The following is an 11,066-nucleotide window of genomic DNA, read 5'->3' as shown; positions in this document are numbered from 1 at the left end:
CCCGTCGAGAACGAAGCCGTTGTCGGTTGGACCGGTCCAAAACGACGACGACTTCGTTCTCGACGGAGGGGTCAGGCGATGGAGCGGGCGATGCCGTCGAGGATGTCGTGCTCGCTGACGACCATCTCGCGCACGCCCACCCGGGAGGCCAGCTCGCGGGCGAGGGTGTCGACGACCAGCGCGCCACCGCCGATCACGTCGATGCGGCCCGGGTGGATGGCCGCGTGCATCCCGCGCTCGGCCCGGCTCATCCCGAGGAGCTCGGCGCAGACGCGGTGCACGTCGTCGACGGACAGCCGGGACAGGTGCACGGCCTCCGGGTCGTACTCGGTCAGGCGCAGGGCGACCGCGGAGAGCGTGGTGGTCGTGCCGGCCACCCCCACCCAGGTGCGCACGTCCTCGACCGGGACCGCGGCGAACGCGGCGTCCAGGACGGCGCCGGTGACCTCCCGGGCCGCGGCCACCTCGTCGGCGGTCGGGGGGTCGCCCGCCAGGCAGCGCTCGGTGATCCGGACGCTGCCGACGTCGGCGGAGTGGGCGGCATCCACCCGGGCCGCGCCGTCGACGAGCGAGCCGACCACCAGCTCGGTCGAGCCGCCGCCGACGTCGGTGACCAGGAACGGGCCGTCCTCCGGGTCGAGGTCGCCGACGGCGCCGACGAACGAGAGGGTGGCCTCCTCCTCGCCGCTGATCACCTCGGCCTCGACGCCGATGGTCTCGCGGACCATGGTGAAGAACTCCTCGCGGTTGCCGGCGTCGCGCGCCGCGCTCGTCGCGGTCATCCGGATCCGCTCCACGCCCTTGCGGCGCAGCGCCACCGCGTAGTCGACGAGAGCGGCGCGGGTGCGGTCGAGGGCCTCCGGAGCGAACTCGCCGGTCGCGTCGACGCCCTGGCCCAGCCGGACGATGCGCATCTCGCGGTGCAGGTCGCGAAGGTCGAGGCCGCCGTGGACCTCGGTGACGTCGGCGATGAGCAGGCGGATCGAGTTCGTCCCGCAGTCGATGGCGCCCACGCGCGACATCCGTGCCCCTTCCGGCGAGGCCCGGATCGGCCGACCGGGCGGTGCGCGGCCACCGTACCGACGCCGATCCGCTCGGCGCGCGTCAGCGCCACGTGTTGCTCCGCTGGATACGCTCGGCCCGTGGCCGAGTTACCGGGACAGGGGACCGCGCCGGCGGACGCGCACCGCGCCGACCCGCCGGACACCGCCGTCCCGCGGGCCCGCACCCCGCAGGACAGCCCCCAGGCGATCGACGACGGCGCCCTCCCGGGCGACGGCCCGGTGCCCGCGCAGGCCCGCAACGGCAGCAACGGCGCCGTCGCGCCGGCCGCCTCGGCGCGGCCCGCCCACTCGTCCGGTCGGGGGTCCCCGCTGCACACCCACGACGTCGAGAACCAGTCGCCGCCGCTGTCCGGCTTCGACGCGCTCGCCTGCGACCCCGCCCTGACCAGCGCCATCGCCCGCGAGGGCGCCGAGGGCGCGCTGCCGTTCCTGGCCGACCTCGCCCGCCTGGTCACCTCGGCCAAGGCCCGCGAGCACGCCGTGCTGGCCAACGCCAACCCGCCCGTCCTGCACACCCACGACCGCTACGGCCACCGCATCGACGAGGTCGAGTTCCACCCCTCCTGGCACTGGCTGATGGGCAACGCGGTGGGCTGGGGCCTGCACGGCGCACCGTGGGGCCAGGAGCCCGGCACCGGGGCGCACGTGGCGCGGGCCGCCGGGTTCTACCTGGCCAGCCAGCTGGAGGCGGGGCACGGCTGCCCCATCTCGATGTCCTACGCCGCCGTGCCCGCCCTGCGCCACGACCCGGAGCTGGCCGCGCTCTACGAGCCGGGCCTGCTCTCGCACAGCTACGAGTTCGGGCTGGCCGAGCCGGGCGGCAAGGCCGGGCTGCTGGCCGGCATGTCGATGACCGAGAAGCAGGGCGGCTCGGACGTGCGGGCCATCAGCAGCACGGCCACGCCGACCGCGGAGGGCACGTACCGGATCGTCGGGCACAAGTGGTTCACCTCGGCCCCGATGAACGACCTGTTCCTCACCCTGGCCCAGGCCCCCGGCGGGCTCACCTGCTTCGTGCTGCCCCGCGTCCTGCCCGACGGCACCCGCAACGGCATCCGGCTGCAGCGGCTCAAGGACAAGCTCGGCAACCGCTCCAACGCCTCGGCCGAGATCGAGTACGCCGACGCCACCGGCTGGCGCCTCGGCGAGGAGGGCCGCGGCGTCCGGACGATCATCGACATGGTCTCGATGACCCGGCTGGACTGCGTGCTCGGCTCGTCCGCGCTGATCCGGGCCGCGCTCAGCGAGGCGACCCACCACATCGCCCACCGGCACGCCTTCGGCTCGTTGCTGGCCGACAAGCCGCTGATGCAGACGGTGGTCGCCGACATGGCGCTGGAGTCCGAGGCGTCCACCGCGCTGGGCATGCGGCTGGCCGGCGCGGTCGACCGCGGCGAGCACGACCTGCTGCGGCTGGCCCTGCCGGCGTCGAAGTACCTGGTCTGCAAGCGCACGCCGACGCTGGTCGCCGAGGCGCTGGAGTGCCTGGGCGGCAACGGCTACATCGAGGACTCCGGGCTGCCCCGGCTCTACCGGGAGGCGCCGCTGAACTCGGTGTGGGAGGGCTCGGGCAACGTCACCGCGCTGGACGTGCTACGCGCGCTCAACCACGACGCCGCTCCGGTGGAGGCGGTGCTCGCCGAGGTGGAGGCGGCCAAGGGCCTGGACCGCTGGTTCGACCGCGGCATCCAGGACCTGCACGCCGAGCTGCGCGGGCGCGAGGAGCGCCGGGCCCGGCGGCTGGCCGAGATGGTGGCGCTGTGCCTGCAGGGCAGCCTGCTGCTGCGACACGCGCCGTCCGAGGTGGGCTCCGGGTTCATCGCCTCCCGGTTCTCCCCGGAGGGCCCCTGGCGCACGATCGGCACGCTGCCCGCCGAGGCGCACACGGTGGCGCTGCTGGAGCGGGTGACGCCGCACGTGGGGTGAGGCCCGCATGATCAGATGTACGTGGTGGGGCTCAACAGCGCGTCCGAAGCCCCATCACGTACATCTCGCGCGCCAGGGCACCGAGGCGCAGGGCCCCGCCACCCACCACTCCCCGACCTCGGCCAGCGCCTCGTCGCCGAACGGGTTGACCCCCGGCCCGGCGGCCAGCGCGTGCGCCGCGTGCACGTGCAGGCACTTGACCCGGTCGGGCATCCCGCCCGCGCTCACCCGCGTGCCCAGGGACTCGATGGCGTCGCGCTCGGCCAGGTAGGCCTCGTGGGCGCGCTCGTAGGCGGCGGCCAGCTCGGGGTCGTCGGCGAGGCGCTCGGTCATCTCCCGCATCCGCCCGGCCGCCTCCAGCGTGCTCAGCCGGGAGCTCAGCCGCGAGCAGGTCAGGTAGTACAGCGTCGGGAAGGGGGTGCCGTCCTCCAGCCGGGGCGCGGTCTGCACCACCGACGGGAGGCCGCACGGGCAGCGGTGCGCCACCTCGCGCACCGCCCGCGGCGGGCGCCCCAGCTGGGCCGCCACCGCCGCAGCGTCGGCCGCCGCGATTCCGGTCACCGTTCCTCCCCGCTCACATCTCGCCACAGCGCCTGGTACCAGGTGAGGCCGCTGCCGACCTCCGGGGCGGGCGGCGGCTCCCCGGCGCCGGGGAGCTGCACCACGTAGGGCACCTCGCCCGGGTCGACGTAGCCCAGCCTGGTGCGGGCCTGGGCGGCGGCCTCGGCCGGGTCGGCCAGCCGGGCCCGCTCCTCGGTCAGCCGCTCGACCTCGGCGGCCAGCACGCGCTGCTGCTCGCCGACCGCGGCCAGCTCCTGGCGCTGGCCGACGTAGTTGCGCAGCGGCACGGCGACCGTCAGCGCGACCGCGCACACCACCATGGCCAGGATCGCGGCCCGCTTCGCCGAGGACAGCCCCAGCAGGTCGCTGGTGACCGCCACGACGCCGCGCGTGTGCGTGCGGGCCAGCCGCGGCTCCTGCTTGCGGCGGCGCGTGGTGGGCGTGGCGCCGTCGGTGCGCGGCCGGGGCTTGCGCACCCGGCCCCGCCCGCGCTCCTCGCTCACGCCCGCCGCCTGTCGATCAGGCCCCGGCCCCGGAGGCCGACCGCGGGAAGGCCAGGTCGCCCGCGTAGCGGGCGGCGTCACCGAGGGCCTCCTCGATGCGCAGCAGCTGGTTGTACTTCGCCACCCGCTCGGAGCGGGCCGGGGCACCGGTCTTGATCTGCCCGCAGCCGGTGGCCACGGCCAGGTCGGCGATCGTGGTGTCCTCGGTCTCGCCGGAGCGGTGGCTCATCATGCAGCGGTAGCCCGAGGAGTGGGCCAGGGTGACCGCGTCCAGCGTCTCCGACAGCGTGCCGATCTGGTTGACCTTCACCAGCAGCGCGTTCGCGGCACCGCGGTTGATGCCGTCGTCGAGGCGCTCGGGGTTGGTGACGAACAGGTCGTCGCCGACGATCTGGACGCGCTCGCCCAGGCTGGTGGTCAGCGCGACCCAGCCGTCCCAGTCGTCCTCCGACAGCGGGTCCTCGATGGAGACCAGCGGGTAGTCGTGCACCAGCTCGGAGTAGACCTCCGAGAGCTCCGCCGAGCTGAGCTGCCTGCCCTCGTAGGAGTAGACGCCGTCGCGGTGGAACTCGGTGGCCGCCACGTCCAGGGCCAGCGCGATGTCGCGGCCCAGCGCGTAGCCGGTCTTCTCCACGGCCTCGGCGATCAGGTCGAGCGCGGCGCGGGTGCCGGGCAGGTCGGGGGCGAAGCCGCCCTCGTCGCCCAGCCCGGTGGCCAGGCCCTTGCTCTTGAGCACCGACTTGAGCGCCTGGTAGACCTCCGCACCCCAGCGCAGCGCCTCGCGGAACGAGTCGGCGCCGACCGGGGCGATCATGAACTCCTGCACGTCGACCGAGCTGTCGGCGTGCGCGCCACCGTTGATGATGTTCATCATCGGCACCGGCAGGACGTGCGCGTTCGGGCCGCCGACGTAGCGGAACAGCTCCAGCCCGGACGACTCGGCGGCCGCCTTCGCCACCGCCAGCGACACCCCGAGCAGGGCGTTGGCGCCCAGCCGGGACTTGTCGGGGGTGCCGTCCAGGTCGACCAGGCGCTGGTCGACCAGGCGCTGGTCGACCGCCTCCATGCCGGCCAGCTCCGGGCCGATCTCGTCGAGGACCGCGGTGACGGCCTTCTCCACGCCCTTGCCGCCGAAGCGCAGCGGGTCGCCGTCGCGCAGCTCGACGGCCTCGTGCTCGCCGGTCGACGCCCCCGAGGGGACCGCGGCCCTGGCCAGCGTCCCGTCGTCGAGGGCGACCTCGACCTCCACCGTCGGGTTGCCCCGCGAGTCGAGGATCTCCCGTGCGCCGACCTGCTCGATGACCGCCACCAGTGCTCCCGTCGGGTCCTCGCCTTTGCGTTCGTCGGTCAGCGTAGTCGGCGCCCCCGCACCCCCGCCGTTCGCCGGGCCGTGGCGTGTCAAGCCCTCGCCGTGGGCCCCGCGGACACCTACTCTGGGAACGACCATGACGAGCCAGCCAGCCTCCGACGGCATCTTCGAGTCGTTCCGCCGGGCCGAGATGCTCATCGCCCGGCAGCGGCCGCTGGACGCCCTGCAGGCCCTGGTCCCGGTGCTGGAGAGCCAGCCGGACTCCGTCTCGGTCCAGCTGCTGGCCGGGCGCGCCTACCTGAACTCCGCGCAGCTGGAGCGGGCCGAGGCCGCGTTCGCCCGGGTGGTCGACCTCGACCCGGCCGACCACTACGCCCGCTTCGCGCTGGGCAAGGCGCTGCACCGGCAGGGCAGGCTCGGCGAGGCGCACGCCCAGCTGAAGATGGCCGCCGCGATGGACCCGCGCCCGGAGTACCAGGAGGCGCTGGGCGAGGTGCGGGCGCGGATGGCGCTCAGCGACGCCGAATCCGGCAATTCCGATGAGAACCGCTAATCCGGACGTACCACCGGATTAGCCCGGCGGCGGCCGAATTCTGTGCCGTGCGCAACCCTTCCTCTGCTCCGTTCGGCAAGCTAGCCTCACCATGCCGTCGATGAGGAGGTCCTAATAACGACGGGCCGGAGTGGGGATCACGGGGTATGACGTGCTCGGCAATTTCCTGATCGGTTTGCGCGAGGGGCTGGAAGCGGCCCTCGTCGTCAGCATCCTGATCGCGTTCCTGGTCCGCACCGACCGCCGCTCCGTGCTGCCCAAGGTCTGGCTGGGCGTGGGCATCGCGGTCGCGGTCAGCGCCGCCGTCACCGTCGGCCTGGCCCTGGCCCAGCAGCAGCTCACGTTCGAGGCCCAGGAGGCGCTCGGCGGTGCGCTGTCCATCATCGCGGTCGGCTTCGTCACCTGGATGATCTTCTGGATGCGCCGGGCCGCCCGGTCGATCTCCGCCGAGCTGCGCGGGCGCATGGAGGACGCGATCCAGCTGGGGTCCACGGCGGTCGTCGTGATGTCCGCGCTCGCCGTCGGCCGCGAGGGCCTGGAGACCGCGCTGTTCTTCTTCACCGCCGCGCAGGCCGCCGGCCGGACCACCGAGCCGCTGATCGGCTTCCTGCTCGGCATCGCCGTGGCGGTCGCGCTCGCCTGGCTGATCTACCGCGGCGCGGTCAGCCTCGACCTGGGCCGGTTCTTCACCGTCACCGGCGCGCTGCTGATCTTCGTGGCCGCGGGCGTGCTCGCCTACGGGGTGCACGACCTGCAGGAGGCCGCGATCCTGCCCGGGCTGAACACGCTCGCGTTCGACGTCAGCGCCGCCGTCCCGCCGGACTCCTGGTACGGCACCCTCCTCAAGGGCGTCTTCAACTTCTCGCCGCGGACCACGGTGCTCGAGGCGGTCGTCTGGGTCGCCTACGTGGGCGTGGTGCTGCCCCTGTTCCTGCGACCGCAACACGCGCGGTCGACCTCGCCGACCGCCCCCGGCTCCCGGTAGCGGTCCCACTCGCCCGTCCCACCCCCCCGTTCGAGGAGAACCATGTCCCGCACGTCTCGCCCGGGCCTGCGCACGTCGGTGTGCACCGGCGCGCTCGCCGTCCTCGCCATGGCCGGCTGCACCAGCACCGCCCCGCAGGCGACCGGCGGCGACGCCGGGGGCGGCGCGGCGGGCGGCGGCCCGATCGCGGTCGACGCCGGCGACACCGCCTGCGACGTCTCGGCCGCCGATGCGCCCGCCGGGACGATCACCTTCGCGGTCAGCAACACCGGCTCGAAGGTCACCGAGTTCTACCTCTACGGCGTCGGCGACCGGATCATGGGCGAGGTCGAGAACATCGGCCCCGGCCTCACCCGCCAGCTGATCGTCGAGGTGCCCGACGGCGGCGACTACGAGACCGCCTGCAAGCCCGGCATGGTCGGCGACGGCATCCGCGCCCCGTTCGCCGTCACCGGCACCGCGACCCGCTCGGTCGACCAGGACACCCGCCTCGCCGAGGCCACCGCGGGCTACAAGCGCTGGGTCACCTCGCAGATCGAGGCGTTCCTGCCCAAGACCCAGGAGTTCGTCGACGCCGTCAAGGCCGGCGACGTCGAGGGGGCCAAGGCGCTGTTCCCGGTCTCGCGCACCTACTGGGAGCGCATCGAGCCGGTGGCCGAGTCCTTCGGCGACCTCGACCCGAAGATGGACGGCCGCGAGGACGACGAGCGCGACCCCGGCGTGGAGTTCACCGGCTTCCACCGCCTGGAGAAGGACCTGTGGGTCGACGGCCTGCAGCCCGACTCCGGGGCCATCGGCGACCAGCTGATGGCTGACGCCAGGGACCTGCAGACCCGCGTCGCCGCCCTCGAGCTGACCCCCGTGCAGCTGGCCAACGGGGCCAAGGAGCTGCTCGACGAGGTGGCCACCGGCAAGATCACCGGTGAGGAGGACCGCTACTCCCACACCGACCTCTGGGACTTCAAGGCCAACGTCGAGGGCTCCCAGGGAGCCGTGGCCGCGCTGCGCCCGGTGATCGACGAGAAGGACCCGACCCTGGGCCCGCTGCTCGACGAGCGCTTCGAGGCCGTCGACGACCTGCTGGAGACCTACCGCGTCGGCGACGGCTACAAGCTCTACACCGAGCTGACCGCGGACGACACGCGCAAGATGAGCGATGCCGTCGACGCGCTGGGCGAGCCGATCAGCCAGGTCGCGGGCGTCGTCACCGCATGACCGGGCTCTCCCGGCGGCACTTGTTCGGCTGGGCCGGGGCCGGGGCCGCGCTGGCCGGGGTCGGCGCCGTGGCCGGCTGCTCGGCCACCGCCGAGCGGCCCGCGCTGAGCGGCGCCGAGTCCGTGGTGCCGTTCCGCGGTCGGCACCAGGCCGGGATCGTCACCCCGGCCCAGGACCGGCTGCACTTCGTCGCACTCGACCTCACGACGGACAACCGCGAGCGCGTCATCGGCCTGCTCGAGAAGTGGACCGCCGCCGCCGAGCGGATGGTCGCCGGGGCCGAGACCACCCCCGGCGGCGCGGTGAACCGCAACCCGGACGCCCCGCCCGACGACACCGGCGAGGCCCTCGGCCTCCCGGCCTCGTCGTTGACCCTCACCTTCGGGGTGGGCGCCGGGCTGATCGAGAAGCTGGGGCTGACCGACCGGATGCCCCCGGGCCTGGCCCCGCTGCCCGCGTTCACCGGCGACCAGCTCGACCCGGCGACCTCCGGCGGCGACCTCTGCATCCAGGCCTGCTCCCAGGACCCGCAGGTCGCCGTGCACGCCGTGCGCAACCTGGTGCGGATGGGCTTCGGCACCACCGCGGTGCGCTGGTCGCAGCTCGGGTTCGGGCGCACGTCGTCGACGTCGACCGCGCAGGCCACCCCGCGCAACCTGTTCGGCTTCAAGGACGGCACCCACAACGTCAAGGCCGAGGACGGCGCCGAGCTCGACCGGCACGTGTGGGTCCAGCCCGGCGACGGCCCGGCCTGGCTCGACGGCGGCAGCTACCTGGTGGCCCGGCGGATCCGGATGCACATCGAGATCTGGGACCGCACGTCGCTGTCCGAGCAGGAGCGGATCATCGGCCGGGACAAGGGCGAGGGCGCGCCGCTGGGCGAGCAGTCCGAGTTCGACCTCGCCGACTACACCGCGACCGGCCCCACGGGCGAGCCGGTGATCCCGACGATCGCGCACATCCGGCTGGCCTCCGCCGACAACCTCGGCGGCGTGCGGATCCTGCGCCGCGGCTACAACTTCGTCGACGGCAGCGACGGGCAGGGGCACCTGAACGCGGGGCTGTTCTTCATCGCGTTCCTGCGCGACCCGCACGCGCAGTTCGTGCCGATGCAGAGCGCGCTGGCCAACAGCGACGACCTCATGGAGTACATCGAGCACACCGGCTCGGCGGTGTTCGCGTGTCCCGCGGGCCTCGGCGAGGGCGCTTACTGGGGGCAGTCGCTGTTGGAGGGCTGATCGGCCTGGCTCTGCCCGTGTCGATCATTGGAATCCCGTCGTCTCGCAGCCCTGGGTGGGTCGTCGCAGCCCGTCGGCGCGCTGCGACGACCCACGCAAGGCTGTGACACCCCCTTGACGCTGCGAGGGCCGGACAGATGCGGCCGGAGGCGCAGCTCAGGACGTGGGCTGCAGGATGGCGGCGAAGCGGGACTCGGCCAGGTCGAACTGCGCGGCGACGTGGCGGCGGACGTCGGGGGCGAGCGGGGTGTCGGGCAGGTCGAGCAGCTCGCGCAGCACCGGGACCAGCGGGCCGTACTTGACGGCGGCGCGGCGCACCTTGGGGCCGGTCGTGTAGAGGATGCCCACCCCGTTGTCGGTGAAGTCGGAGAACTTGACCACCCGTGCCCACGGCGACGCGGCCAGGCTGTCCGCGACGTGCTCGCGGTACTGCTCGTCCTTGTCGCGGTCCGGGTCGTACTCCGGGTTGGTGACCGCCTCGACCACCGCGGCGACGCGGGTGCCGAAGTCGCGGGCGATCACGCCGAGCGCCGCAGCGGTCGGGTCGAGCGGGGAGCCGCCGGCCAGCTCGGCGGGGTGGTCCTCCACCGCGTCGTGCAGCAGCGCCGCGACCAGCACGTCCACGTCGCGGATGCGGTAGTGGCACAGGATGCGCAGGGTGACCCGCAGCAGGTGGTTGACGACGGGCTCACGGACGCGGCGGTCGGCGCGGTGGAGCCGGTCGGCGAGCGCGAACGCCCTGTCGATCGGGACGCGGTCGACCCCGGTGTCGGCCAGGGCCTCGAGCTCCAGCTCGAGACGCCGCCGCAGCCCCGGCTCGCCGTAGACCTCGGTGACCGCGTGCAGGGGCAGCGATCTCAGGTAGGCGGGCGACAGCTCGTCCATGCCGCAGGCTAACCCGGTTGTGGCGCCGGATCACCCGCCGGACGGGGGCGGCCCGGTGTAGCGCTCGACGGCGGCCCAGACCAGCCGGCCGTAGGCGTTCGAGTTGTTGTAGGTGAGCACGCCCGCCCACCAGCCGGGGCCGGTGCCGGTGTCGCGGCCCCCGGCGCACAGGTAGTTGCCCGCGGCCAGGGCGGCGTCGTCGATCTGCTGGGGGTCGTTCACGCCGTCGCCGTTGCCGTCGGCGCCGAACCGCTCCCAGGTGGTCGGCAGGAACTGCATCGGCCCGACGGCGCGGTCCAGGAGGGTGTCGCCGTCGAGGAGGCCGCCGTCGGTGTCGAGGATCTCCCGGGTGCCCTCGGTGCCGTCCAGCGGGACGCCGATGATCGACGGGCGGGCCACGCCGTCGGAGTCGACGTCGGCCTGGCCGATCTGCCCGTGGTGCGACTCCACCCGGCCGATCCCGGCGAGCGTCGCCCAGGACAGCCGGCAGTCCGGGTTCTCGGCGCGCAGCGCCAGCTCGGCCGCGCCGTAGGCCCGCACCACCCGCTCGGGCAGGCCCTGGGCCTCGGCGACCCCGCCGGCCCAGGCGGCCAGGTCGGTGCCCGGGTCGAGGGCGGGCGGCTGCGGGGCGGGCGTGTCCGGGGCGACGTCGGCCTCGACGATCCCGTCGCCCGCGCCGCGGGCGGGCGGCAGCTCCGCGTTGTCGATGCGCGACGCCAGCACCAGCCCGACGACCACGACGAGCCCGAGGAGCATGGCCATCGCGGCGACGACGACGCCGAGAGCCAGGACGGCGGGGCGTCTGCGCTCGGCGGCCACACACCCAC

At 74.1% G+C, this 11,066-nt stretch carries 11 protein-coding genes; 5 read left to right on the top strand and 6 right to left on the bottom strand.

Translation table 11 applies throughout. The features are described from left to right. Nucleotides 1-71: 71 nt before the first annotated feature. A complete protein-coding gene (locus tag KDL28_RS33825; RefSeq protein WP_252445206.1) occupies nucleotides 72-1,022 on the bottom strand; it encodes a Ppx/GppA phosphatase family protein in 951 nt (316 codons plus the stop codon). A gap of 351 nt (nucleotides 1,023-1,373) precedes the next feature. Between KDL28_RS33825 and KDL28_RS33820 the strand changes: the two genes are divergently transcribed. Continuing rightward, entirely contained in the window at nucleotides 1,374-2,990 is a 1,617-nt protein-coding gene (locus KDL28_RS33820; protein WP_252445212.1) for an acyl-CoA dehydrogenase family protein, read from the top strand. A gap of 54 nt (nucleotides 2,991-3,044) precedes the next feature. On the opposite strand, the gene KDL28_RS33815 is transcribed toward KDL28_RS33820, so the two are convergent. Genes KDL28_RS33815 through eno form a run of 3 tightly spaced genes read right to left on the bottom strand, consistent with a single transcriptional unit; the run spans nucleotide 3,045 to nucleotide 5,363 of the window. Beyond that, nucleotides 3,045-3,551: a DUF501 domain-containing protein gene (locus tag KDL28_RS33815; RefSeq protein ID WP_252445204.1), complete on the bottom strand. Its 507-nt coding sequence runs from the start codon at nucleotides 3,549-3,551 to the stop codon at nucleotides 3,045-3,047. Next, a complete protein-coding gene (locus KDL28_RS41820) occupies nucleotides 3,548-4,054 on the bottom strand; it encodes an FtsB family cell division protein (RefSeq protein ID WP_252445202.1) in 507 nt (168 codons plus the stop codon). The genes KDL28_RS33815 and KDL28_RS41820 overlap by 4 nt, the downstream gene beginning before the upstream one ends. Nucleotides 4,055-4,070: 16 nt before the next feature. Further along, nucleotides 4,071-5,363 carry a phosphopyruvate hydratase gene (eno, locus tag KDL28_RS33805; protein ID WP_252445200.1) on the bottom strand — a complete coding sequence of 431 codons (1,293 nt, stop codon included), beginning with the start codon at nucleotides 5,361-5,363 and terminating at the stop codon, nucleotides 4,071-4,073. Between the two features lie 136 nt (nucleotides 5,364-5,499). On the opposite strand from eno, the gene KDL28_RS33800 reads away from it, so the two are divergent. The 4 genes from KDL28_RS33800 to efeB all read left to right on the top strand — a co-directional run bounded on the left by KDL28_RS33800 (nucleotide 5,500) and on the right by efeB (nucleotide 9,354). After that, nucleotides 5,500-5,916 carry a tetratricopeptide repeat protein gene (locus KDL28_RS33800; RefSeq protein WP_252445198.1) on the top strand — a complete coding sequence of 139 codons (417 nt, stop codon included), beginning with the start codon at nucleotides 5,500-5,502 and terminating at the stop codon, nucleotides 5,914-5,916. Nucleotides 5,917-6,067: 151 nt separating this feature from the next. Continuing rightward, entirely contained in the window at nucleotides 6,068-6,901 is an 834-nt protein-coding gene (efeU, locus tag KDL28_RS33795; RefSeq protein ID WP_252445196.1) for an iron uptake transporter permease EfeU, read from the top strand. A gap of 42 nt (nucleotides 6,902-6,943) precedes the next feature. After that, complete coding sequence (gene efeO / locus KDL28_RS33790; RefSeq protein WP_252445194.1) at nucleotides 6,944-8,116, top strand: iron uptake system protein EfeO; 1,173 nt, start codon at nucleotides 6,944-6,946, stop codon at nucleotides 8,114-8,116. After that, nucleotides 8,113-9,354 carry an iron uptake transporter deferrochelatase/peroxidase subunit gene (efeB, locus tag KDL28_RS33785; protein ID WP_252445192.1) on the top strand — a complete coding sequence of 414 codons (1,242 nt, stop codon included), beginning with the start codon at nucleotides 8,113-8,115 and terminating at the stop codon, nucleotides 9,352-9,354. The genes efeO and efeB overlap by 4 nt, the downstream gene beginning before the upstream one ends. Before the next feature lie 156 nt (nucleotides 9,355-9,510). On the opposite strand, the gene KDL28_RS33780 is transcribed toward efeB, so the two are convergent. After that, nucleotides 9,511-10,239 carry an HD domain-containing protein gene (locus KDL28_RS33780; protein ID WP_252445190.1) on the bottom strand — a complete coding sequence of 243 codons (729 nt, stop codon included), beginning with the start codon at nucleotides 10,237-10,239 and terminating at the stop codon, nucleotides 9,511-9,513. 30 nt (nucleotides 10,240-10,269) lie between these two features. Beyond that, nucleotides 10,270-11,058, bottom strand: a complete 789-nt coding sequence (locus KDL28_RS33775) for a lytic transglycosylase domain-containing protein (protein ID WP_252445188.1) — start codon at nucleotides 11,056-11,058, stop codon at nucleotides 10,270-10,272. Between the last annotated feature and the right edge of the window lie 8 nt (nucleotides 11,059-11,066).

Origin of the sequence: Pseudonocardia humida, from assembly GCF_023898865.1 — a bacterium.
Classification (GTDB): Bacteria; Actinomycetota; Actinomycetes; order Mycobacteriales; family Pseudonocardiaceae; genus Pseudonocardia; species Pseudonocardia humida.
This window is presented reverse-complemented; position numbering and strand designations above follow the sequence as displayed.

Coding starts and splice junctions, on each gene's coding strand:
- KDL28_RS33825 (WP_252445206.1), bottom strand. CDS start 1,022: ATGTCGCGCGTGGGCGCCATCGACTGCGGGACGAACTCGATCCGCCTG.
- KDL28_RS33800 (WP_252445198.1), top strand. CDS start 5,500: ATGACGAGCCAGCCAGCCTCCGACGGCATCTTCGAGTCGTTCCGCCGG.
- efeO (WP_252445194.1), top strand. CDS start 6,944: ATGTCCCGCACGTCTCGCCCGGGCCTGCGCACGTCGGTGTGCACCGGC.
- efeB (WP_252445192.1), top strand. CDS start 8,113: ATGACCGGGCTCTCCCGGCGGCACTTGTTCGGCTGGGCCGGGGCCGGG.
- KDL28_RS33780 (WP_252445190.1), bottom strand. CDS start 10,239: ATGGACGAGCTGTCGCCCGCCTACCTGAGATCGCTGCCCCTGCACGCG.